Origin of the sequence: Paenibacillus sp. Cedars (assembly GCF_003184205.1) — a bacterium.
Taxonomy (GTDB): domain Bacteria; phylum Bacillota; class Bacilli; order Paenibacillales; family Paenibacillaceae; genus Paenibacillus_AQ; species Paenibacillus_AQ glucanolyticus.
On the sequence record NZ_CP020866.1, the window covers coordinates 5315961 to 5340009 of the forward strand.

20 protein-coding genes are annotated in these 24049 nt (G+C 50.5%); 6 read left to right on the plus strand and 14 right to left on the minus strand.

What is annotated here, in order from left to right; genetic code table 11:
* Nucleotides 1–102: 102 nt before the first annotated feature.
* Complete coding sequence (locus B9D94_RS25965) at nucleotides 103–1284, minus strand: acyltransferase (RefSeq protein WP_076151208.1); 1182 nt, start codon at nucleotides 1282–1284, stop codon at nucleotides 103–105.
* Nucleotides 1285–1454: 170 nt separating this feature from the next.
* Between B9D94_RS25965 and B9D94_RS25970 the strand changes: the two genes are divergently transcribed.
* The 6 genes from B9D94_RS25970 (at nucleotide 1455) to B9D94_RS25995 (ending at nucleotide 5880) form a co-directional block, all read left to right on the plus strand.
* Complete coding sequence (locus B9D94_RS25970) at nucleotides 1455–2204, plus strand: amino acid ABC transporter ATP-binding protein (RefSeq protein WP_036643923.1); 750 nt, start codon at nucleotides 1455–1457, stop codon at nucleotides 2202–2204.
* An 82-nt stretch (nucleotides 2205–2286) separates the two neighbouring features.
* Nucleotides 2287–3096: a glutamate ABC transporter substrate-binding protein gene (locus B9D94_RS25975; RefSeq protein ID WP_006207891.1), complete on the plus strand. Its 810-nt coding sequence runs from the start codon at nucleotides 2287–2289 to the stop codon at nucleotides 3094–3096.
* 128 nt (nucleotides 3097–3224) lie between these two features.
* The gene (locus tag B9D94_RS25980; protein ID WP_006207890.1) at nucleotides 3225–3884 is read left to right on the plus strand and encodes an amino acid ABC transporter permease; all 660 of its coding nucleotides are present in this window, start codon (nucleotides 3225–3227) and stop codon (nucleotides 3882–3884) included.
* 42 nt (nucleotides 3885–3926) lie between these two features.
* A complete protein-coding gene (locus tag B9D94_RS25985) occupies nucleotides 3927–4577 on the plus strand; it encodes an amino acid ABC transporter permease (protein ID WP_006207889.1) in 651 nt (216 codons plus the stop codon).
* A gap of 214 nt (nucleotides 4578–4791) precedes the next feature.
* Complete coding sequence (locus tag B9D94_RS25990; protein ID WP_148248345.1) at nucleotides 4792–5289, plus strand: hypothetical protein; 498 nt, start codon at nucleotides 4792–4794, stop codon at nucleotides 5287–5289.
* A 156-nt stretch (nucleotides 5290–5445) separates the two neighbouring features.
* Nucleotides 5446–5880 (plus strand): DUF6376 family protein, encoded by a 435-nt coding sequence (locus B9D94_RS25995; RefSeq protein WP_036643928.1) that lies wholly within the window; start codon nucleotides 5446–5448, stop codon nucleotides 5878–5880.
* A gap of 86 nt (nucleotides 5881–5966) precedes the next feature.
* Here B9D94_RS25995 and B9D94_RS26000 read toward each other — a convergent pair whose 3' ends face one another.
* The 13 genes from B9D94_RS26000 to B9D94_RS26060 form a co-directional block, all read right to left on the minus strand.
* Nucleotides 5967–7070 carry a hypothetical protein gene (locus B9D94_RS26000; RefSeq protein ID WP_253806047.1) on the minus strand — a complete coding sequence of 368 codons (1104 nt, stop codon included), beginning with the start codon at nucleotides 7068–7070 and terminating at the stop codon, nucleotides 5967–5969.
* 179 nt (nucleotides 7071–7249) lie between these two features.
* The gene (locus tag B9D94_RS26005) at nucleotides 7250–7876 is read right to left on the minus strand and encodes a nitroreductase family protein (protein WP_006207884.1); all 627 of its coding nucleotides are present in this window, start codon (nucleotides 7874–7876) and stop codon (nucleotides 7250–7252) included.
* A gap of 523 nt (nucleotides 7877–8399) precedes the next feature.
* Entirely contained in the window at nucleotides 8400–10805 is a 2406-nt protein-coding gene (locus B9D94_RS26010; protein ID WP_148248346.1) for an arabinan endo-1,5-alpha-L-arabinosidase AbnB, read from the minus strand.
* A gap of 273 nt (nucleotides 10806–11078) precedes the next feature.
* Complete coding sequence (locus B9D94_RS26015; protein WP_148248347.1) at nucleotides 11079–12302, minus strand: family 8 glycosyl hydrolase; 1224 nt, start codon at nucleotides 12300–12302, stop codon at nucleotides 11079–11081.
* Between the two features lie 400 nt (nucleotides 12303–12702).
* On the minus strand, nucleotides 12703–13725 hold the full coding sequence (locus B9D94_RS26020) for a zinc-dependent alcohol dehydrogenase (RefSeq protein WP_148248348.1): 1023 nt from the start codon (nucleotides 13723–13725) through the stop codon (nucleotides 12703–12705).
* 20 nt (nucleotides 13726–13745) lie between these two features.
* Nucleotides 13746–15986: a helix-turn-helix domain-containing protein gene (locus B9D94_RS26025; RefSeq protein WP_148248349.1), complete on the minus strand. Its 2241-nt coding sequence runs from the start codon at nucleotides 15984–15986 to the stop codon at nucleotides 13746–13748.
* Between the two features lie 65 nt (nucleotides 15987–16051).
* Nucleotides 16052–16930, minus strand: a complete 879-nt coding sequence (locus tag B9D94_RS26030) for a carbohydrate ABC transporter permease (protein WP_006207879.1) — start codon at nucleotides 16928–16930, stop codon at nucleotides 16052–16054.
* Nucleotides 16924–17889 carry an ABC transporter permease gene (locus B9D94_RS26035; protein ID WP_148248350.1) on the minus strand — a complete coding sequence of 322 codons (966 nt, stop codon included), beginning with the start codon at nucleotides 17887–17889 and terminating at the stop codon, nucleotides 16924–16926. Before B9D94_RS26035 ends, B9D94_RS26030 begins: the two co-directional genes overlap by 7 nt.
* 80 nt (nucleotides 17890–17969) lie before the next feature.
* Nucleotides 17970–19586, minus strand: coding sequence for an extracellular solute-binding protein (locus B9D94_RS26040; protein WP_148248351.1), 1617 nt, complete (start codon nucleotides 19584–19586; stop codon nucleotides 17970–17972).
* A gap of 527 nt (nucleotides 19587–20113) precedes the next feature.
* Nucleotides 20114–21046, minus strand: coding sequence for an L-serine ammonia-lyase, iron-sulfur-dependent, subunit alpha (gene sdaAA, locus B9D94_RS26045; protein ID WP_063478445.1), 933 nt, complete (start codon nucleotides 21044–21046; stop codon nucleotides 20114–20116).
* Complete coding sequence (gene sdaAB / locus B9D94_RS26050) at nucleotides 21043–21726, minus strand: L-serine ammonia-lyase, iron-sulfur-dependent subunit beta (RefSeq protein WP_006207873.1); 684 nt, start codon at nucleotides 21724–21726, stop codon at nucleotides 21043–21045. The genes sdaAA and sdaAB overlap by 4 nt, the downstream gene beginning before the upstream one ends.
* 39 nt (nucleotides 21727–21765) lie before the next feature.
* On the minus strand, nucleotides 21766–22848 hold the full coding sequence (locus B9D94_RS26055; protein WP_006207872.1) for a dihydrodipicolinate synthase family protein: 1083 nt from the start codon (nucleotides 22846–22848) through the stop codon (nucleotides 21766–21768).
* Nucleotides 22848–23864, minus strand: coding sequence for an NAD-dependent epimerase/dehydratase family protein (locus tag B9D94_RS26060; RefSeq protein WP_006207871.1), 1017 nt, complete (start codon nucleotides 23862–23864; stop codon nucleotides 22848–22850). The genes B9D94_RS26055 and B9D94_RS26060 overlap by 1 nt, the downstream gene beginning before the upstream one ends.
* Between the last annotated feature and the right edge of the window lie 185 nt (nucleotides 23865–24049).

The window sequence follows — 24049 nt, forward strand, 5'->3', positions numbered from 1 at the left end:
TTCCGAAAATCAGGGAGTCATTCTGAAATATCGCCACCTGAAGCCAAAAGAAAAAGGCGCTCTCCCCTGCCGAGGAAAGCACCTTATTAAATCCACAGATTTCTACGATGATGTCTCTGTAAGAGGCGGCGCCTGAACCGGTGACCCCGTAGCTCGTCCCGGCCGCAGGTTTCCCGGCAGCTTGCCAAAGAAGATCCATGTCCAGCGGCCAAGGCGGCTGATGCTGTATACCACCATGTACGAAACGGCCAGCGCACTGACCAGCCCCCCTGCATACCACGCCAGCAGCAGCCAGGAGTTCTCTGTATGGGGAGGGAAATCCCGGTAGATCAGCAAAACCAAAGGATGAACCAGATAAATACCGAAGGAATATACCCCGATCCGCCTGAATCCGTTCAGCCACCACGCACGCTTATTCCCGAAGCTCAGCGCTACTTGGAGCATAACCAGCGCAGTCGTTAATGTGTGTACATTCCAGAACGCATCGTAGAGCAGCGGGTGATATTCCATGCCCAGCAGCCGCTGATTGTATCGAAGACCTATATGCACCAGCGCGGCGCCCAGCCACACTGCCCAAAGCGCGACCCAGCCCAGCTTGCGCAGCGTTGGCGTTGCGGTCCCCTGTGCTGAAGTCAGCCAATCTTTTACCCGGTCATAATAGATGCCAATCCATGCCCCGAGAAAATAATACGACAAAAATGACAGCGACCAGCTGTTGCGGTTGGTCACGTCCCACCAGGCATCATTGCCGAGATAGAACAGCCATTGCAGTACGATGCCCACCAGCACGCTCGACGCCGCGAAGCCGCGGAACCGCTTCAGCAGCATCAGCACCAGCGGGAACAGCACATAGAACTGAATGTTAATGAAGATGAAATATAAGTGCGTGTAAGATTTTCCCGTCAACAGCTTGGGCCAGAAGCTCTCTAGCATCGCTGCTAGATTCGACTCGCCCCCGCGATGATACCAGGCCACGGTAAAGAACAGAATCGAGAACAGCAGATACGGGACCAGAATATACATCAGCCGGTTCTTGAAGAACCGCGCAAGATCGCTGCCCTTGAACGGACGATGGTAATAGTTATAGAACAGCACAAAGCTGCTCAGGAAAATAAATGTTGTCGTTCCGACCTTCGAAAAAATGTTCAGGAAGTTATATAAGCCAAAAAAATCGTCCCCGCGCATCTGAACTGTGGCGAATGAAGTTGCATGCACCATCAGCACACCCATCATCGCAAAGCCCCGAACCAGGTCGATTTCGGTCAATTTTGCACGTTTATCCATGTTGCCTCCTTCATCCTAATGACGCACCCTATTATATCTCACTCCCCACCGCTTGGATACTAAATTTTCCTAAAAGTGGCATGGAACAAGCTCCCTTTGCCATACCAGTGTAAAAAGGGCCTGGCACCAAGACAGGACAAAAGCTTACATGCCTGCAGCGTCATTTTAAAGTGAATAGGAGGGGATTTCTACTGATCGAATTCAGCCGAGTCAACAAATTTTTCGGAACCTTCCATGTTCTGAAAGAAATCGACCTGACCATTTCCCAGGGGGAAGTCGTTGTCATCGTGGGGCCATCCGGCTCCGGAAAAAGCACGCTGCTGCGCTGCATCAACCGACTCGAAGGCATAAGCGATGGCGAGCTTGTTGTGAATGGAGTCAAGCTTCATGACCGAAAGATCGACATTAATAAATTCCGACGGGATATCGGCATGGTGTTCCAGCATTTCAATCTGTATCCGCACAGGAAGGTAATCGACAACATCATCCTTGCACCCATGAAGGTGCTGGGAATGACCAAAGCGGAAGCCACGGAAAAAGCGATGACGTACCTGCAGCGGGTCGGGATTGCGGACAAAGCGGACAGCTATCCCTCCCAGCTCTCAGGCGGCCAGCAGCAGCGGGTTGCCATTGCCCGCGGATTGACGATGAACCCGAAAATCATGCTGTTTGATGAACCAACATCCGCACTCGACCCGGAAATGATAGGCGAAGTGCTGGATGTCATGCGTTCGCTCGCTCACCAAGGCATGACCATGGCCGTGGTTACGCATGAGATGGGCTTCGCCCGTGAAGCCGCAGACCGGGTCGTCTTTATGGATGAAGGGCGCATCATTGAGGATGCCGCTTCCTCCGAATTCTTCAATCAACCGCGGGAAGAAAGAGCGCGGGCATTCCTGAGTCGTCTGCTGCACCACTAACCGCCGACCATGTTACGGCTAGCATAACCGCTTTCAGTAGAACCGGCTGTGAGAAATTATATCTTTGAGGGGGATCTGAAGTATGAAGAACAGGTTTACAAGGAAGTTCCGATGGAGCGCGGCGATTCTGTCGCTAATTATGATGCTGATCGCATCAGGATGCGGAGGCTCCGGCAATACAGACACCCTGGATGCCATCAAGAAACGGGGCAAACTGGTGGCGGGCGTGAAATATGATACGAAGCTGTTTGGACTTCAGGACCCGGCCACCGGCAATGTGGAGGGTTTTGATATCGACATCGCCAAAGCGCTTGCCAAGAAGATTCTTGGTGATGAAACCAAAGTCGAGCTGAAGGAGGTTACCTCCAAAACGCGGATCGATATGCTCAAGAACGGGGACATCGATATCATTATCGCCACCATGACCATTACGGAGGAACGCAAGGAACAGGTGGATTTCAGCGATGTGTATTTTGAAGCTGGCCAATCCTTGCTGGTGAAAAAGGGCAGCCCCATTACAGGACTCGAAAGCCTGAACAAGGATACGAAGGTACTCACCGTGAAGGGCTCCACCTCCGCGCAGAACATCCGTGAGAAAGCCCCTGACGCCGTAATCCTGGAATTCGAGAATTACCAGGACGCCTTTACCGCTCTCAAAGCAGGGCAGGGTGATGCCCTGACCACCGACAATTCGATTTTGCTCGGCATGCAGCAGCAGGACCCCAGCTTTGAACTGGTCGGCGGCAACTTTACGGATGAGCCATACGGCATGGCAATCAAGAAAGGGAATCCCGAGTTTGTGAAAACCGTTAACGAGTTGTTGAAGGAAATGAAGGATAGCGGCGATTACGACAAGCTGTACGAACAGTGGATGGGCGTTAAACCGGAATAACTGTCACATGTAATGGCCGGGTCGGTTCCAGAAGACTTGCTTCTAATGATAAGGGATCTTCCTTAGGGAGGGGACCTTCTCTTCCGACCGGCCCATCAATTTTAATCCCCAATTGGAGGTGAGGCATTTTGACCTTGTGGGATTTTAACATTCTGGTTGAGCATTGGGATCAATTCATGGCAGGCCTGGGTCAGACTATTCTGGCCAGCCTGTTCGGGCTGATTGGCAGCTTGGTGCTGGGCACACTCATTGCCATTCTGCGCATTGCCCCATTCCGCATACTAAAGGCCATCGGTGCCATCTATGTGGAGTTTATCCGCAACATTCCGCTCCTGGTGGTTGTATTTTTCTTTTTCCTGGGTCTCCCTGCTCTGGGTGTGCCGGTTGATCCGTTCACCTCAGGGACGCTCGGATTGATGGTGTATACAGCGGCCTTCATCGCCGAAGCCATTCGGGCAGGCATTCAGGCGGTACCGTCAGGACAGACCGAGGCCGCACGGTCCTCCGGGCTGAGTTATGTCCAGAACATGCGCTACATCATTCTTCCCCAGGCGGTCAAAATCGTACTCCCGGCTATCGGCAATCAATTGATTAATTTAGTTAAGAACTCCTCTGTTTTGGGCGTTATCGCAGGACTCGATCTGATGTATTATGCCGATCTTATTAATCTAAGCACCTTTAAGGGCATACCTGTCTACACGTTTGTAGCCCTGTTCTATCTTCTCCTGACCGTTCCGCTCAGTCTGGCCGTCCACTACATGGAGCGCCGATTTGCGAGAAGCAATTGACGTTAACACGAAGTTCGCCTATTAAACAGGAGGTGGCATGAGATGGATTTTATCGGTGCGTACTCCTGGCCGAATCTGCGATATCTCCTTCAAGGCTTTTGGATCACGGTGCAGGTTGCCGGCTTATCGATTATATTCAGCTTCATTATTGGAACCGTACTCGGGACTGTAAGGTATACGCGAACCCCCTTCCTATCACGGACAACGGCCTTTTTCGTGGATATAATCCGCAACCTGCCGCTGCTGCTGATCATTTTCTTCATCGGCATGGTGCTGCCGCAGACAGGGATTCGCATTCCAACCTTTTGGGCGGCTGTGGTCGGGCTGAGCATTTTCGAAGGGGCCATGATAGCGGAGATTGTCCGCAGCGGTCTTGTATCGGTAGATAAAGGCCAGATCGAGGCGGCACGGGCCTCGGGTCTCTCTTATATGCAGACATTGAGGCATGTGATTCTCCCGCTGGCACTGCGCCGAATGTCCCCGCCCATGGTCAGCCAGTTCATTTCGCTCATTAAGGATACTTCGCTCGCTGTCATCATCTCGCTGCCTGAGCTGATGCGTAACGTGCAGATTCTAAGCGGCTCCAGCTATTCCTACGTTATACCGGCCCTTGTCTTTGCATCGCTATTGTACTTCACGCTGAATTATCTTCTGTCCATCATCGCCAAACAGCTGGAAGCCAGGCAAATTTAACCCTGATTTCAGTTCTTGGGTCATACTATCGTTATTGACCACCAACCGATTTTCGGGAATGAACTCCAGCTCCGCAGGCCGGCCGGCTTGCGGAGTATTTGGTTTATGCGTGAAACAGTTACACTCCCTTATCATTTTCATAAGGCTGCAACAATGCCCCTATCGGACACGTCTACATATGTATCCATCTCCCAAAAAAAAGGAGCACTCCAAAATGAAAAAGGGCATCCTCATTGCGGTCAGTCTGTCCCTCGTTGTCGGATTATGGCTTGGCATCGATAACACCAAGGTTTCTGCGCTATCTTGTGCGGAGCCTAGAGAGGTTACCGAGGAATTGAAAATATCAGACACGGTATTTAGGGGCACCTTGACCTCATCTAACCCCGAAGCCGACATGTCCAAAACCCATTATGAGTTTCAGGTATCCGAATGGTGGAAAGGAGAGCATACCTCCTCCACCGTCAAGCTGTATTCCAATGGCTGGGAATCCTTCGAGCCGGGCAAAGAATATATCGTATTCGTGGACAAGAGCGAGAAGAGACTCAAACCCCGTCTATGCGGAAATACCGGTCTTTCCTCATCCGTTGACGTTACGGCTTTGGGTGAAGGCATTCTGCCGGAGAAGCTCGTCCAATCATCCGGTAATCCAAGGCCCGACGGTCTTCTTCAAGTTTTCATGGAATGGATCCGCGATCTGCTGGGCAGAATCTAACCCCCTTCTCTCGCTAACCCATTCCTCGGAAATCCAGCTGTCCGCCTTTTTTTACCAGGGAACCCCCAGCCTCATCCTTATAAAAAAATACAACCATTGTCTGAGTCATCCGTATACAACCTATAAGAACTTGCTGTTTATACAGGAGGATGAGAGATGATCAAAAGATTATTGTTAATTTCACTTGTTCTGGGTGTCCTCTCCGGCTGTTCATTGGTGGACAATGTGAACAATTCGCTGGATTACACTCAAGAAGCAACCACTTTTATGAATGAGGCTGCCCAGTTCGCCGAGTCCATTCCGGAGCTCGCACAACAGGCTGCAACAAATGCAGACGCTCAGGAAACGCTAACCAAGGAACTTGAAGCGATGAAAACCCGAATCTCGGAGTTTAACGGGATTGAAGCTCCTGCCTTTGCGCAGACGATCCATGAACAGCTTGTCGCATTAAACGACACTTTGCTAACGGACATTAACGGCTACATGGATCAAATCCAGAACGGGGTCACCGATTTCCAGAACTCCAACATCGCTCAGACCATCAATAAAATAAACGAAACCATGGATAAACTCCAAAATCTTCAGCCGTGATGGTGCCTTACATTAAGACATGGAACCCCTGCTCTTCATGAGCAGGGGTTCCTGTGCTGTACTCGATTATGTAGATAGTTAGTCCATCATCTGAAAAATGATTCCAAATTGGCTGTAAGCACCTGCCTCACCACATACCGGCTTTCGTCCCCGCCGGGAGCCATGATCCAGTATGTTCCCTGATAACTTGCTTCACCCTCCGAACCCCAAGCCACAATGAATTGCCAGGCTGAACCAAAACGCTTATCGAATTCCACTCTATAATTTTCGGCAATGTTCTCCTTCGAAACAGGTTCGATCCGGACATGCTGTACGCTCTCAAAAGACTTCATCCATTCCGTAAACTCCACCATGTCCTGGACATAATGACCGGAGAAATAACCTTCGGCCCCCCCCGATATGGCGTAAAAGGTCTCCTGATCCTCGGCTTGAGCCGCCTGATACAGCAAAGAAACCGTCTGCACCGGGGTCAAGACAGGCATCTTCGCTTTCGCTGCCAGAAATGCCCTGTCTTCCGCGGTATGACGAATTTCCACAGCAATGAGCTCCTCCATCGCCGCCTCTCTGCCAAGCTCGTAAGCTCCCGGGTAAATCGTGGATTGCTCTACCACTTTAAGCCCATCCGTGAACGCCGTCACGAACCACAGGTTGTGGTCCCCCTGACTGAGCTCCTCCAGCACAATCTCGGCCTGACTGCCGTACGTAATCGCAAGCAGCTGGCGGCTTGCCTGATCCAGCATCTCTTTATCGAAAACCATGAAGCGTTCCGGCCGCACTTCCCGTTTGCCGGCCTCTTCGATTAATACCTTCAGCTTGGCCGGGGAAATCCGGACACTCGGAATGTCGGCATGCTGGAAATACGATTCGGAATCGTCAGCCTGAAGCGCCTCGTACATTCGGAGAACCGCCTCAATCGGATTCCTGTTGGTATCCCCTTTTGGCTCGGACCCTTGCTCCGCCTGGCGATCGACTTGTTCTTCTTGCCGGAATGCCGTACGCAACGATTCCTTAGCCGATGCTGACGTCTCCGATTCTTCTCTGACGGATTTCCCGGCATTCGGTATGGAGGCAGCGGACGTTGGCTGCACAGATGATGGCTCCTCCTTGCTGCAAGCAACTGTTAACAGGATCGTCAGTACAGCCAAAGCAAGAGTCAGTCCATACTGCTTATACAGCTTGCCGATATTCAATTCATTCACCCCCTATATATAGATAATGACCCCACTGTATTTAGGATTTGTACTGCCATCTATCTCTTTATATTCATCATCGTCATTCCGCAAGGGAATGTTTATTGTTATAAGCAAAAAAGCTCCCGCCTCAGATCTTGAGACCTTGAGTGAGAGCTCTTACGCGTACCCTGGATAACTTAAAACTGATTATAGCTTACAAATTCCAATACCGGCTTGCGATAGCCGCGGGGGCGGGGCTTTCTGGTATCCTCCTTGCCGATGGCAATCAACATCGCAGGTACGTAGGAATTCGGAACATTTAATGTCTTCCGCAAAACTTCAGGATCAAATCCGATCATCGGGCAGGTATCCCAGCCCTTGTCCTTGGCTACCATCATCAGCAGCATCGAGGACAGGCTTGCATTACGAATGGCCTCTTCCCTCATAAAAGAGTCTCCGCCCGCTTCATAGAAATCCGTCACCGATTCAACCGTCATATCAAACTCCAGTTTATCGATCACTCCGAGGTTCAAGAAACCCTCATTCATTCTTCCGATGTCCTCATAGGCGAGCTTGTTTCCAAACACAACGATGACGGCAGAGGCGGTGTGGATCTTGTACTGTTTGTGGGCCGCTTCGTAAATTTGGTGCTTGATATCGGGATCCTTCACCACAACATAATGCGTGTGCTGTAAATTAAACGCCGAAGGAGCGTATTTAACCTCATTAAATATTTCATTCAAATCCTTGTCCGGAATTTCGATTCCTTCAATAAACAGATTAGCCGACCTCCGGCTCTTAATCAACGATGTCAGATCACTCATATCTATACAACTCCTAATTCATCCTATTAATTATAAAAAATACAGCATCCATCAAATACAGTTCGAATTCATAACTATTCGCTGCAGCCCGGTGCAAGTTCGGTCTTCATATGCATGGGTTTCATCTGATCGCCAGTTCCCATTCTTATTATTTTCTACCTTTATCGTTTATATTGAAGTTATGTACATCACACTTGCCCTTGCTCTTTAGTTGCGTTAATTAAACCATTTACAAGGTTAACTATGAGGCATTCGCCAAAACTTACCACTTTCAATCCACTAACTTTTATATAGTTATTTATCTTGATTTAAAGATATATGATTATCCCCTATCTGTCAACCATTATTTAACTACTCATACCGGCTACCCCATCCGCTGTTTGGCAACCATGGAAGTCTGTTTCCTAATGCCTGGCAGCACTTCATCACCCGTAAATTCAAGTCAAAAAAAGCGTGCAGACATTGTCTGCACGCCATCAACTTGTAAAAAAGGAGATACCCCTTGGATTAGGATCATCGCCCCCTATTCCGCCAGCTTTTTGATCTCCTCTACGGTCAGGGCCTTGTTATAGATCCGTACCTCATCCAGACTGCCGTTAAAATAAGGATCGGCCGCAAACCGGCTTTTGCCCAAATAAACTTCCGTTGCCAGCAGCTCGTTCGGATTCAGCTTCATATAGTCTCCTGACGCAACGACTTGACCATTCACGTACAGCTTGCCTGTATCTCCTTGCAAAGTGACTGCAACATGAGTCCATTCATTGGTCGGCAATGGTACGGCAGACAAGAGGCTCTGATCTCCACCACTTCCATGCAGCGTGAATTGCAGCACACCGGAGTGCTGGGATGGCGTCAAGAACATATGCCGGGCCAGTCCGTTCCCTGCATCCAGCACTCTCTGCCACGGAGCTCCTCCCTTCCAATATACCCAGGCCGCAAAAGTAAAGTCCTCGGTATCGGTCACCTGATTTGGCAGCTCAATATAGCCATCCGTGCCGTTGAACTCCATCCCGCCGCCTTGCCGGCTCTGCTCGTTCCACTGGACGCCTCCAACCACCTTGCCATGAAATCCATTAGCTGAGCTGTCTAACACCGCATTGCCCTTATTCTCACTGAATGGGTAGTTCAGCAGCAGCGGACCTGCCGGCTGCTGCAAGACGTTCACTTCAAAGGCTCTGGAAGCCTTTGATTTGCCCTTTGTAATTTGAGCGGTCAATGTAACCTTGGCATCCCCTGTCCCCGCAGCAGGGCGCTTCACCTTACCGCTTGCGGTTATAACTTCCGGATGAGAGGAACTCCAGCCAATGACCGTTCCACCCGAAGCCTGGGAAGGCAGGGTCAGATCGTAAAAAATACCGCTCACGTCCCCTATGGACAGATCCTTCTTCACTGCATTCACCGTCTCCTTATCACTCCGGTCAAGCTGACGCGCGCCCCACACGGCCGCCCCATCCGCTGAAAGAGCCGTAAAGGTCATCACCTGCCGCTTCGCATCAGGGTCCCACTGCTCGGCGAGCACCCCTGTATAACCCACTCCATCCAGCGTAAGCTGCACATCCCGTTTTCCGCTGATCTTCCATGTGCCCGCTGCTCCACCCGTGACTTTGCCGTTCTTATGAAGCTCAATGGATACGGATTCTTTCATGGCAGCTGAGATATCTTTGCCGTGATGAATCAGCTTGTATTCTCCAGCCGCATCATTCGGCGTAATCTTATGGTTATGCTTCGCTTCCTCGCCCGCGTATCGGTATGGTGCCGCTACAGGCCAACCCTCCTCATTCATGTACAGTTCATGCACCCGAATCTCATGCTCTTCTCCCCGCAGCGGGAATCGGCTGTGAAAAATAAGAAATGTTCTTCCGCTCCGCTCATCATAATAAACGGAGTTATGTCCTGGGGATACGGCTCCCGTTCCGATTCCCGTTCCCGGATCACCAATCAAGCGTTGAAACAAATAGTTTCCCATCAGCTTCACGCCGTACGGTTCAATCGACCGGTCATCAAAAAGCGGAAGCGCAGGATCCGCCTTCACCTCTCTCATATCGTTGCCTTCTGCATCGTAGAAGGGACCATCCGGACTTTTTGAACGAACGACCCGCATATTGTAACCTCCAGCCGCATCCAAGCCGCCGTACGAAAGATACAGATAATAATAGTCCGTCTCCGGGTTGTAGAGCATGTACGGCCCTTCAATCCGGCTGTGATTGCCGCCGAGCAGCTTCTTGCCATATCCCTGTCCAGGCAGCGGCTTGCCTGTCTTGGCATCCATCTCCATAATGAAAATGCCGCCGGAGTATGAGCCGTATACCATCCACAGCTTGCCGTTCTTATCGAAGAATACATCCGGATCTACCACGTTCGGGTGCTTGGTGGCATCATAGACGGTTCCATCCTCACTGATCTCATTCCACATGCCGGATTTCAGAATAATGCCCGTGTCCTTATAAGGTCCCTCGATCTGGTCTGCAACCGCGACCCCCATAGCGGATCGCGGGGAATCTCCTTTGCAGGCGTTGTAATACATATAGAATTTGCCGTCAGCCAGTTGAATCACATCCGCTGCCCACAAGGTATCGCTCTGCGCCCAGGCGAGTGTCTCCTTCAGTTCCTCCGTTACATTCGGGATCAACGGGTTGCCGTTCGCGACTCCCGATGCAACCATATCCCAGTTCAGCAGATCCTTCGATTTGGCCGCAGCCAGATGGGAACCGAACACATAATATGTATCCCCGGTCTTGATGACGGACGGATCATGAACGGACGCTTCCCGGAATACAGGCGTCTTATCTGCCTTCTTGCTTGCTCCCGCCTCAGCGTACACATCCGGACTGCTCACCACCGCCCCCTGACCCATAGAGGTTAACCCCCCAATCAATAAGGCTGCAGCCAAGCTTGCAGCAGCCGTCTTACGCAGCATGTTCTGGTGCATGCGATTCTCCCTTCACTTCATTTTTTGTAAACCCTTTCACAAATAAAAAAACCAAGAAGATGTAATTTTTGAAGCTTTGTTCATTTAATTCAAAATAATATAAAACGTTTTATATTTGATAAGATATTAACATTGCCTGTTATGGAATATCAATCCTAAATCTCATTATTTTTATTAACAAATATAATAATGGGAGGAAAGACCTAAAAACCCTGATCTATTACGGATCAGGGTTTTATTTTATATTTTAATGAAATTAAATCAGGGAATCACTCAGTAGCTCCACCAGTTACCCGACATCACAATCATGGAGAACAGCTTGATGCTCTCCTCATAATATCCCTCTGCAGATGCGTTCGTTGTGTAACTCCACACAGAGTTCAACCAGCTCTGATGACTGGATGAAGTCATGGCGCTCACGCCGAACGGTGCATAGAAGGCTCCGCTGTTATAGGTCACCAGCGCGGTGCCGTTCAGATTATATCCTGCCTTAACATTAGCCGGATTGCTGCTCGTAGCTGATTTAATGAAGGTGTTCATTTTGTTCAATTGATTCAGTGCACGTGAATCGCCTGTCATCAGGTAATCGGTTGTTATCCGCCAAGGGGTTCGGGATGAATTGTAATAATATTTCCCATCGTTTGCTCCCTCCAAGAATCCCGCTGCAGCAGGCTGATAATTACTGCCTGACATGACAACGAAATCCGGCAGCAAGCCGGTATTCGAGCTGTAACCGTTGTAGATCGAATTGATGATGGTATAGGTCTTGTTAATGACGTTATCCCAGCGAGCATCGCCTGTGGCCGACCGGAATGCCTTCATATGATTCAGCATGAAATCCGATGGGCGGGTGGCGGTGTTGTAGTTACCGCTCGTAGCCCAATCGCCAAGCCGCAGCGTCCATTGAGACTGGTTCACGTCGTTGCTCATAATCGCGTTAATGATATTTTTGGCCGCTTGCAGGTAATTGATCGAGCCGCTGCTTCCCCACTGCTTGTCCGCAAGCAGAAGGGCATAAGCACTGTCCATGTCGCCGTCCGTTGCCGAATTGGCTCCCTCGATATTCTGGAAGCTGCTGTTCTGTTTCCATGCCATTAAATACGGATTGTTATCACTAGGGTGCGCTTTATAATAACGATAAAGTCCATCAAAATACGTCTGTGCATTATTGTCATACCCTGCCATGAGAACGGTGAATAACATGCCGTAGCCATGAGCCTCGGACACCGTCTCCCCTGCGGAATTGTATTTCACGTAATATTGTCCTGAAGCAGCCGGTTTCAAGAACGAGCCCTTCCAGCTGTTCCACTTGCTCTGAACCGCATTATCCATCACAGTCTGTGTCACATGATTAGGCTTAATGGAGCCGCTCGTATAGGTTGTATGCTGAGGAAACGGCTTGTTGGCCGCCATAGACAATCCGGCTGGCAGAACCATAACCACGGCACAGAGCAATACCACAGATTTACGAATAATTGATTTTCGGAATAGCTTCATCAAATTTCGCTCCTTTGATTTTCGAATAGGAAATCTATTACCATGGCAACCTGGTAAACCGGTTTCGGATTCGACCACCACCCTTCCCAATTATCGCTGGAAACGAGGAGACTGATTATATGTATGCGCTACCAATAAAAACGGATATATACCTTCTTTCATATAAAAAGAGTGCATATCCATATCTACTATTATTATAATATAACTGTATATTATTGTAAATTGATAGTTTGTGTATTCCCCTTATTCCGGGCAAGAAAAAAAGCTGTCCTCCCGCAGTGAAAACACGGCTTGAAGAGACAGCTATCCGCTACCACTCTCTATTCTTTGCAGATTGTTGCAAGGCATGGCTTGCAATGACAGTTATATCCATTCCACCCCGATATCGGCGGGTTCCGCATTAAGCTTCTGCACCCACTGGATCATCATCATATTTAAAAATCGTTCCCAGTGTTGCAGATCCCGGACCATACCGCTCATAAGCCTTGCCCGCTTCATCCACGGGGATTACATGCGAGATCAGCGGTTTAACCGTTATTCTCCCTTCGGCAAGGAGACGAATATATTCGGCGATGTTGCGCCCTTCCGTCCAGCGCACGAAACCAATCGGATAATCCGTATTGCGGAGTTCATAATCCGTTTCATACCGGCCAGGACCTCCTGCGCGCGATATGAGCACCTGTGCCTCCTTGCCAAACATCGCTTCCCTGGAATAGCTCATGGATAAATCGCCGACCATGACGATTTTGCCCTTATCCCGTATCCATCCCATCGAGGCGTTCATGAGCTCCTCCCCAGGTCCGCTCGCACACAGAATCACGCTGTCAACTCCATGTCCGCCGGTCATAAGCTGAATCCGCTCCTCAAGCAGCTCCTGACTGTCATACGCATAGGGAATATACCGCTTCATCTCCTTCACCCGTTCCGGGTTCAGATCTAGCCCCGCAACAGGGCAGGCTGACGCGTGGGCAATCTGGGCAATCATCTGCCCGAGTATGCCAAGACCAACAATCACTGCCGATTCGCCGAAATGCAGATCCGCTACTCGCAGGGCATGGATGGCAATCGCCCCAAGCCCGGCAAAGGCTGCCTCCTTCGGATCCACCCCATCCGGGACAGCAGCCGTCAGGTTGGAAGGCACTGCAAGCCACTGGGCATGACGCACGTAAGGCGCCCCATAACAGGCCACCCTTTGCCCGATGGCAAGCCTCTCCACGCCAGCGCCCAATGCCTCGATAATCCCGACAGCGCTGTAACCCATGATGACTTTTTGATCCGATGCTCTTCGAATAAAAATCATTTCCGTACCCGGGCTGACCGCCGAATATTCGGTACGAACAAGCACATGACCTGCCGGCAATCCGGCCGGCTTGTCGATTTGATCCACGATAACTTCTCCAAGAATGGTAGCCACAGCTTTCATACGAACCCTCCCACTTCGCTTTATTTTCCTGATGCTTTTCGATATTCGCTCGGCGAGACGCCGCTATATTTCTTAAAGGTTGTTGTAAACGTGGATGAGTTCGAATACCCCGTCTTCTCTCCGATTTCGGCAATGCTTAAGTCCGTGTTCCGAAGATACTCCCGCGCATGCGATAATCGGACCTTGTTCAAATACTCCACGTAGTTCACGCCAAATGTTTTCTTGAAATAATTCGAAAAGTATTTCGAACTGGTATCCAGCACTTCAGCCATATGATCCAAATACAAATTCTCCATATAATGAAGTTCGATATATTGAGAGATGAATGCGGGATTCAGCTTGCTTCGCGGGTCATGGTTCCGCGTATTTGCCACCACGCGCATCACCTCGATCAGCGCCTTCTGAAGTTCTTCACAGGTAAATGCCTGATCGACCTTCCTGATGAAATCACTCTCCAGCCGGAACAGCTCATGGCGGTCGGCAGACGGCGAATCCGCCTGCTTCATGACAAGAAAGAACATACTCTTCGTGACGTGAACCATCTGATGATGATGGATCTGAAGATTCACATTGTGCTGAAATATGTCGTTCACAATCTGCAATCCTTCATCCACCTTGCCGCTGAGCATGCAATTACTCAATTTCTCAATCTGCTGGAGGGGATAATAAAGATCCGGCACGTAGCGGATCTGCTCGGTATCCACCATATCCGTGTCCGCATTCACGTTGCGGTACAACTGACCGTCCTGAATGTTCCGATAGGCTTCACGGCAATTGCTGATCTTGGATTCATAGGTCCTGCTGACACATCCCCATGCCTTAAACGAATCGGCAAACTCCCGGTTGAACATATCGATGTATTCTTCGAACCCCCGTACCAGCTGCCTGCGCTCCGAGGGCTGGTCCAAGCCAATTAACGCGAGGAATTTCAGCTGTTCCACATGATAAACCACCGCATGCCCATAACGCTCCTGCAGGCTGCTGCGAATCTGAGCCGTCAGCTCCTCCAAGACAAATTCCGCCTTGACTGCCTCCTTACCCGACGCCTGCAAATAGACAGCCGCCATCATAAAATGACGGCACTGAAAAAAGTGCGTGTAGTGCTTCTGCATCTGCATTTCCTGCTCACGTGAATGGTGATGACCATCCAGCGTCTGCAGGAATACGCTGCGGCGAATATCTTCATCCACCAGGTCCATCTGCTTCTTCAGGGATTCATTCTCCCGCTGCACCTTGATGATACCGCTTTGAATTTTCACAAAATCATTTCCTTTAAGCGAACTGCCCCCGAGCAGGCTCACAATGTTCTTCACCGGCCGGTACAGGTAAATACTCAGCAGCAAGGAGAGAATTGCGGCCAGCACAATCGCGCCGTACATGATCCACCGGTTGGCGTTTGTGACGGAATCGATATTCTGAAACTTATAAGGCAGCTTGTTTATATAGATGAAGCCGTTATAGTCCGATTTGTAGAAGTTGTATTCATAGTTGCCGTGAGTCAGGGAAGCCTCCTGGGAAGGATTGAAGTAGACATCGTTCAGGATATCCACCAGATCCAGATTCTCCTCCGTGCTCAGAATGACGTTCTTGTCCGCATCCATCACGATAAGCGAGGCGCCTGGCATCATCGAATGCAGATCGATCCCCTTGAGCAGCTTGTTCACATTAATCAGAACCATGAGGTTCTTATTCGACATCCTGACCTTGTTGCTGTCGACAGCGATCATCAGATTTCTTCCGAATCCGCTGGCCATATCCGCGTAAACCTCAGCGGGAAAGACCGTAAGCTCATGCTCCGACCGGGTGAAGGTCTTCCAGAACATGGAGTTGAACTTCTGGGACTTGTACCTTCTGTCGAACAAGGCATCCAAATTGCTGGTCCCGCGGCTCGTAATCGCCAGATCATGATCGTCAAACGAAACGATCACATCCTCCACGATATCCATGTTCGAAGCAAAACTTGCGATGCTGTCCCGAAGCGAGATAACCTTCTCCATGTCCATCGAGCCGTTATCCAGCTTCACCCGGTCCGAAGGAAGCGAGTGAATGTTAAAAATCAGATTGTTTACAGAGGAGAAGTGGGTGTCGAACGACTGAATTATATTTTTGATCACCATCCGGTTGTTCTCGCTCACCTTGTCATAAATTCCGTTGATGGAATTTTTGTACACAATGTAATTGAATATGAACATGATGCCGATGACGAGCTGCAAAGCGAAAAAAATCTGAAGCAGCCCCCTGCTTGCGATCAATCGATTCATTCGGAATCACCTCTCTTGGATGTCATTCCTTCATATTCAACAAGCGCGGTCCTTGTCCCTTCCTGTCATCCCTTCTCCGAACCCAGCATAACCCCTTTCGCAAAATACTTCTGGGCAAACGGATAGATGAGCAGCACCGGAATCATGGACAACACAATCGTAGCGTTCTTCATGGCCTGCGGCGCCAATGCCGAGGAATCGACCAGGCTTGCATTATTGCCGCCTTCACTGAATATCAGCATGTCCCGGAGCACCACCTGCAGCGGATACATGTTGGCATCATTCAGATAAATCATGGGGATAAAGAAGCTGTTCCAATGCCCCATGAAATAAAACAACCCGATGGATGCCAGTGCAGGCTTCGAGAGGGGAATCACGATCTGGAACAGGATACGGTATTCAGACGCTCCATCCACAACGGCCGCTTCACGCAGCGATTCAGACATATTTTCATAAAAGCTTTTTAAGATCAGAAGCTCAAAGGTCCAAATCGCATTCGGAAGTACAAGTGCCCATACGCTGTCAATCAGCCCTAGTTCCGACACAATGAGATAATTAGGGATAATTCCCGGATTCAGAAACATGGTCAGAATGATGGCCATCAAAAAGAAATTGCGGCCGAACATATCCCTGCGCGCCAGCGGATAGGCTGCTATGGCTGTCAGCAACAGATTGATTGCCGTTCCGAGCGCTGTGTACATCAACGTGTTCAGATAAGCCCGCGGAACCCGATTATCCGTAAGAACCTGGGCGTACGCCTCCAGATTGAACCCTCTGGGAAACAACGTAACATGGCCTTGCACAACCTCCGAGGTTGAACTGAGTGAAACCGCCGTAATGTAAATGACCGGATACACCGTCACGACGGCCAAACTGAGCAGAATCAGTGTATTGATCACATGAAACAGGGAGATGTTTCTGAGTCTGAACCGCTTGCTTACCATAGTCCGCTCCCTCCCAATCTCTTGCTTAAATAGTTGGACGACAGGAGCAGGATCATAGCCACCAGCGCCTCGAACAGCCCAACGGCAGTCGCATAGCTGTAATTCGCTTCCAGAAGTCCTTTGCGATACACATAGGTGGAGAATACGTCCGCCACGTCATAGGTCATCGGGTTGTAGAGCAGCAGCACCTTCTCATAGCCGATGCGGAGCATCGATCCGGTCTTCAGAATGAACATGATAATGATGGTAGGCATTATGGCCGGTATCGTAATCCTGAATATCATATGGCGCCTCTTCGCACCATCGACTTTGGCTGCTTCGTACAAGGAAGGACTGATCCCGGCGATGGCAGCCATATAGATAATCGCTTCGTACCCGACGTTAGCCCAAATATCCGAGGACACATAGATGGTCCGGAACCAATTCGGATCGATAAGGAAATATTTCTTCTCAAACCCGAGGGAGGCCAGAAGCTGATTCAGGATGCCTTGATTGGGCGAGAGAAAATCGATAATCATGCTGCTGATAATGACCACGGACAGGAAAGAGGGAAGGTAGCTTAGCGTCTGAACCGACTTCTTAAACCATTTGATCCTCACCTCGTTCAGGAGAATTGCCAAAATGATCGGGAACGGAAATCCGAAGATCAGATTGTATACGCCAAGCAGCAGGGTGTTCTTGAACAGCATCCAAAAATCAGCGCTGCCGAAAAATTTCTCGAAATGCTTCAGTCCCACCCAATCACTCTCCAATATGCCGGTGAACACGCTGTAGTCCTTGAAGGCAATGATCATGCCGTATAGCGGCCCATATCGGAAAATGAGGTAAAAGAGCAGGCAGGGAATCAGCAATATCAGAAGCTGTCTATCGCGTTTGATACGCTGAAAAGCTGCAGTCGTTCGCTTGGCAAATCCGGCACGGGGCCGGGCATTATTCGTTTTGGTGCCTGCACTGGCCATGGGGTAACCTCCTTAAAGCTGAAGGGGCAGCATCGGTATAAGAACGGATGCTGCCTACGAGCAGCTTTATTCTGTCTTCATTACTTGGATGCATTTGCCTCATCAAATCGCTTCTGTGCGTTGTTGAAAATTTCGACCAATTGGGAAGCCCCTTGCTTCTCGGCCGCTGCCTGCCATTGCTGCCACTCGGCATCTCCATAATTCTTGTTCAGAATGTATTTGGAATTGAACTCATTCGCCGATTTGTTGAGCGCGGTATGAAGCTCGGCAATCTTCGATGTTTCCTCATCCGTAAAGTTCAGGATGGGATCGTACGGCTCAAAGTTGCCTGCATTCAGGCGCTTATCCTGCGCTTCCTGCTCCTTCTCCGTAAAGTTGTAATACACACTGCGTTTGTCGGAGTTTACATACATCCCCTGCAGCCACAATCCATAACGGTCCTCCAGCACTTTAATGTCCACGAGCGGTACATCGGTAAGCTCCGGATAAACCGCCTTATCGCCTTCGATCTTGAATGTCTCTCCTTCAACCCCCGTCGTGACAAGGGTCGCACCCGACGGGCTTGTTAAATAATCAAGAAGCTTGAGCGCTGCTTCCTTGTTATCGTTGTTGGCTACAGCAATACTGAAACTGTTGTCGATCTTGGGCAGCGTAGCCCCGTTGCCTGTCGGTCCAACCGGCGTGCCGTAACGGAGATTATAATTCGGGTTCTGATCCTTAATCTGGTTGTAGAACAGGTCGAGTCGGCCGATCCAGTCAAAGGTTACGAAGGACTTGTTGCCGGATGTCATCTTGGCTGTCCAGGACTCATCCGTATCCGTCAGAAATTCAGGGTCCATCAACCCTTCGTTGTACAGCTTCTTCATGAAATCAATCATCTCTTTATGTTCCGGCTGGATGGAGGCATACTTCCACTGCTTGGATGCCTCGTCATAATAAGTAGGATAATCTTTGCCTCCAAGCCCCCATCCGTAAGACCAATCACGGAAGATGAACTCTTTGGTTTTCGAAGCGTAGGGATAGGAGTCCGGATGGGCTTCTTTCAGCTTTTTCAAAGCTTCATAGAATTCTTCCGTCGTGCTCCATTCTTTTATCCCAATTTCATCAAATACATCCTTGCGGTACAGAAAACCGTGATTGACGTCGCGGTTGATGTTGGCAATCGGCCAGGTGTAAATATTGCCCTCTTGATCGCCGAAGGACGATATGACCCACGGATTCTCCTCGACATACAATTTCTTGAAGTTTGGCAGCATATCGATGTATTCATTGATAGCCACGACCGCATTTTGCTGACCGATCTTCTTAAGTTCCGATGGCGTAAGCCCGTGGAATACGTCCGGGAGCTTGCCGGAGGCCACCGTCACTCTCAATTTATCAGCGAAGGTTGCCGGTGAATATGCTTGAAAGTTCACCTTGATTCCCGTCCGTTTCTCTATTTCTTTGGCAATGAGGGAATCATTCAAATTGGTCTTCTCGCTCGCAACCATCCACGTAATCGTGGTTGGTTTATCCACGAGCGGAAGCGCAAGCCCGCCGGTATCCCCGTATTGGTCAGGATTTGCCGGTACCGAAGGAGACGGTGCCGTTTCTTCGCCCGCTTTCGGAGCGGCCCCTTTGTCTCCCCCGCTGCACGCTGCCAGCATCGAAACGATGAATGTGAACACAAGTACCATGCATAGCCATTTTTTTGTCATGTGCTTACCTCCTCTAAATCTATTCTTTGTCATTGAATTCCACTGACTGAACCTGTGCGCAATCGCTATTCTACCCCCGTCATTCTTCTCGTCTTTTCTCGCCTGCTGTATTCTGCTGACAACATGTTCAATGCAAGATACTCCCTATCACTCCTCCTCAAGTTGTGAACTCCCTATCCCAAACAGGGAATATTCTAAAATGGTTCAGGCAGCTGCTGCCGATTCTCCGGCACGTCTTTTTCCACCCATCCACATCATAAAAACGCTTCCATCATTCGTAAAGCAGTGTATTTCTGCGAGATGCTGTTTTTTCCGCTTTTTGAGGTTCGAGCGCTGAAAACCCGCACAGCATCAAGCTTTATTAACATGTGGAAAATGCTAAAGCGGTAGAAATAGATAAAAAAATAGAGGGATTTCATAACGAAATCCCTCACGGAGCATGTTAAATTTCTTCTCTTCTTCATCGTACATTTACGGGGCAGAACACTTAGGGAGTTCTATTGCAGCGGGTCACAGAGGATGTAAGTTCACTCAGCCGGTAGATCTTTTTTTGCTTTGGCACCCTTTTCCCTCAGTTTCTTGCCTTCCTTGCCGTACAGGTCCTTCAGGATTTTTTTCCCTGTCGGTGTCTGTGCAAGTCCGCCCTTCGCCGTTTCCCTATGCTTGGACGGCATGGCCGTGCCCACTTCCAGCATCACGTCAATCACTTCATCGGATGGAATGACACTGCGTACGCCGGCAAGCGCCATGTCTGAAGCTGCCAGTGCCGTCACGGCACCGAAGCCGTTGCGCACGATGCAGGGGATCTCCACCAAACCGCCGACCGGGTCACAGATAAGCCCGAGGGAATTCTTCAGTGCGAGGCCTACAGCATGAACGGCCTGCTCAGGCGTGCCGCCCCGCAGTTCTGTCAATGCTCCTGCTGCCATGCCGATGGCCGAGCCGACTTCCGCCTGACAACCGCCCTCAGCACCGGAAATAAAGGAATTGTTGGCAATCACATATCCGATCGCGCCTGCACTGAACAGCCCCATAACCAGGTGCTCGTCATCCCAGCCGAACCGCTCCTGGGTACTGACAAACACTCCGGGAATAATGCCGCATGACCCCGCAGTCGGTGTAGCCACGATGCGTCCCATTGAAGCATTCACTTCCGATACAGACAAGGCATAAGCCAGTGCCGTACAAGCATCGGTGCCCAGCGCGGGTACGCCGCTGCTCATATACTGATGAACACGAACCGCATCCCCGCCGGTCAGCCCGCTTTTGGAAGGGACCGGTTCATGAATTCCCCGGTGGACCGCTTCCTTCATGATGCCATAGTAGTCGGCCATCTGCTTGAATGTCTCTTCCTCGCTCTTGCCGGTCTCCTTGATCTGCTCCTTCAGCATGAGCTGGCCTATCGTAACCTGATCCTCCCGGCAGCATGCGATAATCTGCTCCAGTGTAGAGAATTTCATGACTGTACCTCCTCTGCGGTCAAATCCGCAACTACGACGCGATGCACACTCGGCAGTCCTTCAATATGCTTCATCAGCTCAACAGGAACCGCCTCATCCGACTCGACTACCGTCATGGCATCGCCGCCCCTTCCCTTACGATCCACATCCATATAGGCAATGTTCACGCCGCCGCCATCCAGGAGTCTGGTAATATGGGCGACCATGCCCGGCGTATCATCATGGAAGACGAGCAGCACCGGATAATTCATCGTAAACTTGACGTCAAAACCATTCACGCGCAGCATCTCCACACTGCCTCCGCCAATGGAAGCGCCTGCAATGATATCGGTATGCTCCCCGTCTTTCAGTCTTAACTCCACGGTATTCGGATGAAAGGCCACATTCTGTGCGGTCCTGAACTTGAGTTCGATGCCTGCCGCTTCGGCAAGTTCAATGGAATTCCGGATGCGCATATCGTCCGTGGCAAAATCGAGCAATCCGCCCACGACAGCCAGATCGGTGCCGTGACCGCGGTAGGTTTCAGCAAAAGAACCGTAAAATACAATTTCCGCCTGATCGGGGAACGCTCCAAATATGCGCCGCGCAGCTCTGCCGATCCGCACGGCCCCTGCGGTATGAGAGCTGGACGGCCCTACCATACTGGGCCCAATAATAGAAAATACATCTTTAAACCGCATGCGCGATTCCCCACTTTCGACTATTCTGCCCTCATTGTATCAGTCCGCGAGCCATCTTTCCAAGTGCTCTTGAATAAATTCATCATCGTTCAAATGCGGATAGTCCCGGTAAACTCTGTCAATCTCCGCGGATTGGCCCGAAGACAGCGTTTCATGCGGATTCAGGCACCATGTGCCTCGCAGCAGCCCCTGTCTGCGGAGCACCTCATGAATGCCTGGAATGCAGCCTGCAAACTGATGTGCAGGATCGAAGAAGGCTGCATTGGAATCCGTGACCTCGGCATTACGGGTCAGCCATTCCTTGGCAAGGTGGTCCTGTCCGCGGGCTTCCTTGATCTCTTCCAGCAGCTTCACCGCTTTATTCGTCCAAACCGCCCAGTGACCAAGCAGGCCGCCGACAATCGGCTTGGTGACCATCGTTCCGTTCACCCGGAACCGATACGTTGTCAGCAGATCGTTAACGATGTTGTCATCGTTCCCCGTATATAGCGCAATATCCTCGCTGCGGCTTGAATAACAGACGGCACGAACGACGTCAATCGTCTGGTAGCGGTTGAAGGGAGCCATTTTGATAGCAACGATATTCGGAATTTCAGCGAATGCTCGCCAGAAGTCGAACGAGAAGATATTGCCGCCAACCGATGGCTGAAGATAGAATCCGATCACCGGCATGATGCTCGCAATTCTCTCCGTGCGCTCCAGAATGTCCTCCTCGCTCCAGCCGTTTAAGCCGCCCATACTGAGAAGAACCGCATCATAACCAAGCCTGCGAGCAACCTCCGTCTCCTCCACCGCCTGTTCCGTCGGACCACAGACTCCGGCCACCATGATAAAGGGTCGAGCAGGCGCAGCCTTGCGAATTTCCTCTGCTGCAAGACGCAGCACCGGTTCATACAGATCGATGCCTTTGTCTCGAATCTCGAATTGAGTGGAATGAACACCAACCGCAACACCTCCTGCACCGGAGGCGGCATAATAGCGGGTTAATGCCCGCTGGCGACGTTCATCCAGCCTCCGGTTCTCATCCAAGGCAAGCGGGTGCGCCGGAATAACGAGTCCTTCATGAAGGGCCTTCAGCTTCTCGGGCGCCAGCTGCTGGGCTGTAGGGACCTGTCCGCTCATTAGAATTTCCCCTTTCTCTCTTGGAAGTGAGTCGGCTTATTCCAGCTTTCGCCGCCGGATAATACCCATTCAGCGGTCCAGTCCAGCATCTGCAGTAAAGACACCCTCGGATAACCGAACAGCTGGTGAGATTTCGAAGCATTGTTCAGGAGCGCCGTCTCGGACTCGGTACCCGTAAAGCTCACTTCCTTGCCCATTCGTGTGGCCAGTTCCTGCGCCGCCCAGCGGATCGACATCGTCTCCGGTCCGGTAATGTTAATGATTTCGGGCGGCGTGCTGCAATGCAGGAGTGAGCGGAGCGCCATTTCGTTGGCATCCCCCTGCCATATCATATTCGCATGCCCCATCGCAAGGTGAATCGGACGATCCTCATGGATCGTTTTGGCCAATTCATGAAGAACGCCATAGCGCATATCAATCGCATAATTCAAACGGTACACCGCCATCGGAGTTCCATTCTTGTGAGAGAAGTACTCAAAGACGCGCTCTCTTCCCAGGCAGGACTGCGCGTACTCTCCGACCGGCTCCGGTGCCACGGATTCGTTGACTCCGCCACTGCTCACCGCTGAGAACGGATACACATTTCCCGATGAGAACACCACCATGCGGGATGTCTTGAATTTCTCGGCCACCCGGCCCGGCAAATAGGCATTCATCGCCCAGGTAAAATATTCACGGCCCGTTGTGCCGAATTTATTCCCTGCCATGTAGACCACATTGGCAGCTTCTGGCAGCTGCTGGAGCTCATCATCGTTCAGCAGATCGCATGAAATGGTCGCTACGCCCGCCTCTTCCAATTCGCGTCTGGCTTCGGCATTGCTAAACCGGGACACCCCGATGATCCGCTTGCTGCCACCGCCTTCACGAACGGCATTAGCCGCAAGTCTCGCAAGGCTTGGGCCCATTTTTCCGCCGACGCCCAGCACAAGGATATCGCCCTCCAAAGACGCCAGATCGGTAACAAGCTGCTCTGATGGCGCAGCCAGCTTTGCTTCTAATTCCGCAACGGTTAACATCAACAATCTCCTCCTCCGATATGTGATTCCCCTTCATCATACGGCCCTACTCAATATAAAGACAAATCTTTTAATCGTCTTTAAATAAGATTGGTTGATGCGAGATGATCTCCGGTTGTCTCCTTCTCGGGAGAGATTTTATCGTTAGGTTCTTCGCAACAAGTACAGAACCCCTTATCCATGCA

Excerpts from the sequence above, each read along its gene's own strand:
- B9D94_RS25965 (WP_076151208.1), bottom strand. The coding sequence starts at position 1,284 with ATGGATAAACGTGCAAAATTGACCGAAATCGACCTGGTTCGGGGCTTT.
- B9D94_RS25975 (WP_006207891.1), top strand. The coding sequence starts at position 2,287 with ATGAAGAACAGGTTTACAAGGAAGTTCCGATGGAGCGCGGCGATTCTG.
- B9D94_RS25985 (WP_006207889.1), top strand. The coding sequence starts at position 3,927 with ATGGATTTTATCGGTGCGTACTCCTGGCCGAATCTGCGATATCTCCTT.
- B9D94_RS25990 (WP_148248345.1), top strand. The coding sequence starts at position 4,792 with ATGAAAAAGGGCATCCTCATTGCGGTCAGTCTGTCCCTCGTTGTCGGA.
- B9D94_RS25995 (WP_036643928.1), top strand. The coding sequence starts at position 5,446 with ATGATCAAAAGATTATTGTTAATTTCACTTGTTCTGGGTGTCCTCTCC.
- B9D94_RS26005 (WP_006207884.1), bottom strand. The coding sequence starts at position 7,876 with ATGAGTGATCTGACATCGTTGATTAAGAGCCGGAGGTCGGCTAATCTG.
- B9D94_RS26010 (WP_148248346.1), bottom strand. The coding sequence starts at position 10,805 with ATGCACCAGAACATGCTGCGTAAGACGGCTGCTGCAAGCTTGGCTGCA.
- B9D94_RS26015 (WP_148248347.1), bottom strand. The coding sequence starts at position 12,302 with ATGAAGCTATTCCGAAAATCAATTATTCGTAAATCTGTGGTATTGCTC.
- B9D94_RS26020 (WP_148248348.1), bottom strand. The coding sequence starts at position 13,725 with ATGAAAGCTGTGGCTACCATTCTTGGAGAAGTTATCGTGGATCAAATC.
- B9D94_RS26025 (WP_148248349.1), bottom strand. The coding sequence starts at position 15,986 with ATGAATCGATTGATCGCAAGCAGGGGGCTGCTTCAGATTTTTTTCGCT.
- B9D94_RS26030 (WP_006207879.1), bottom strand. The coding sequence starts at position 16,930 with ATGGTAAGCAAGCGGTTCAGACTCAGAAACATCTCCCTGTTTCATGTG.
- B9D94_RS26035 (WP_148248350.1), bottom strand. The coding sequence starts at position 17,889 with ATGGCCAGTGCAGGCACCAAAACGAATAATGCCCGGCCCCGTGCCGGA.
- B9D94_RS26040 (WP_148248351.1), bottom strand. The coding sequence starts at position 19,586 with ATGACAAAAAAATGGCTATGCATGGTACTTGTGTTCACATTCATCGTT.
- sdaAA (WP_063478445.1), bottom strand. The coding sequence starts at position 21,046 with ATGAAATTCTCTACACTGGAGCAGATTATCGCATGCTGCCGGGAGGAT.
- sdaAB (WP_006207873.1), bottom strand. The coding sequence starts at position 21,726 with ATGCGGTTTAAAGATGTATTTTCTATTATTGGGCCCAGTATGGTAGGG.
- B9D94_RS26055 (WP_006207872.1), bottom strand. The coding sequence starts at position 22,848 with ATGAGCGGACAGGTCCCTACAGCCCAGCAGCTGGCGCCCGAGAAGCTG.
- B9D94_RS26060 (WP_006207871.1), bottom strand. The coding sequence starts at position 23,864 with ATGTTAACCGTTGCGGAATTAGAAGCAAAGCTGGCTGCGCCATCAGAG.